The 1,470-nt window shown below is 67.8% G+C and carries 2 protein-coding genes; both read right to left on the bottom strand.

The annotated features are described in order from the left end of the window. Positions 1–899, bottom strand: an 899-nt coding sequence (locus K9B37_RS24495; protein WP_224316430.1) for an electron transfer flavoprotein subunit alpha/FixB family protein, incomplete at its 3' end; no start/stop codon positions are given. Between the two features lie 13 nt (positions 900–912). Next, the coding region (locus K9B37_RS24490; protein WP_224316429.1) for an electron transfer flavoprotein subunit beta/FixA family protein at positions 913–1,470 on the bottom strand (558 nt) is incomplete at its 5' end.

Genomic DNA, 1,470 nt, shown 5'->3' with positions numbered 1-1,470 from the left:
TGGAAGAGGTCACCGACGATACCATAATCGGCGACCTGGAAGATCGGTGCCTCCTCGTCCTTGTTGATCGCCACGATCACCTTGGAATCCTTCATACCCGCCAGGTGCTGAATGGCCCCTGAAATCCCCACCGCAATGTAAAGATCCGGCGCCACCACCTTGCCGGTCTGGCCGACCTGCCAGTCGTTCGGCGCATAGCCCGCATCCACCGCCGCCCGCGAAGCCCCCATCGCCGCCCCGAGCTGATCGGCCAGCGGCGCGATATACTTGGCGAAGTTCTCCGCCGAGCCCAGCGAGCGCCCGCCCGAGATGATGATCTTCGCCGAGGTCAGCTCCGGCCGGTCGGTCTGGGCGATCTCCGCGCCCTTGAACCGCGACAGGCCGGGATCGTCGGCCGGGCCGACCGCCTCGATGGGGGCAGAGCCACCCTCAGCCGCCGCAGGAAAGGCCGCGGTCCGCACCGTGAGCACCGTCTTGGCATCGGTGGTCTGCACCGTCTGGATCGCGTTGCCGGCATAGATCGGCCGCTCGAAGGTATCGGGCGAGACCACCTTGGTGATGTCCGAGACCTGCATCACGTCGAGCAGCGCCGCGACCCGCGGCATGAGGTTCTTGCCGGTGGTGGTGGCCGGCGCCACCAGGGCCTCATAGGGGCCGGACAGCGCCACGATCAGCGCGGCCGTCGGCTCGGCCAGCTGATGCTCGTAAGGAGCCGCATCGGCCAGCAGCACCTTCTCCACCCCGTCGAGCTTGGCAGCGGCCTCGGCGGCGGCTTGCGCATGCGCACCGGCGACCAGGACATGCACCGGCGCCCCGAGCGCCTTGGCCGCCGACAGGGCCTTGTGGGTGGCGTCTTTCAGGTGAGCGTTGTCGTGCTCGGCAATGAGAAGCGTCGTCATCGAAAAGTCTCCCTTAGAGCACGCCGGCTTCGGTCTTCAGCTTGGCGACCAGCTCGGTGACGGAGGCCACCTTGACGCCGGCCTTGCGCCCGCCGGGCTCGGCCGTCTTGAGCACCTTCAGGCGCGGCGCGACATCGACGCCGAGCGCCTCAGGCGAGGTCTCGTCGAGCGGCTTCTTCTTGGCCTTCATGATGTTGGGCAGGCTGGCATAGCGCGGCTCGTTGAGGCGCAGGTCCGTGGTGACGATTGCCGGCAGGGTCAGCGCGACGGTCTGCAGGCCGCCATCGACCTCGCGGGTGACCTCGAGAGTGTTGCCGTCCACGGCCACCTTGAAGGCGAAGGTGCCTTGGGGCCAGCCCAAGAGCGCCGCGAGCATCTGGCCGGTCTGGTTGGCATCGTCGTCGATGGCCTGCTTGCCCAGGATCACGAGATCGGGCTTTTCCTGCGCGATCACCGCCTTGAGGATCTTGGCCACGGCCAGCGGCTCGACGCTCGCATCGGTCTTCACCAGAAGGCCGCGGTCGGCGCCCATGGCGAGTGCCGTGCGGATCGTCTCGGCGGCCTGTTGCGG

Origin of the sequence: Microvirga puerhi, from assembly GCF_020089865.1 — a bacterium.
Taxonomy (GTDB): Bacteria; Pseudomonadota; Alphaproteobacteria; order Rhizobiales; family Beijerinckiaceae; genus Microvirga; species Microvirga puerhi.
Note: the sequence above shows the minus strand (reverse complement) of the source record. Positions and strands in the feature narration are given on the sequence as shown.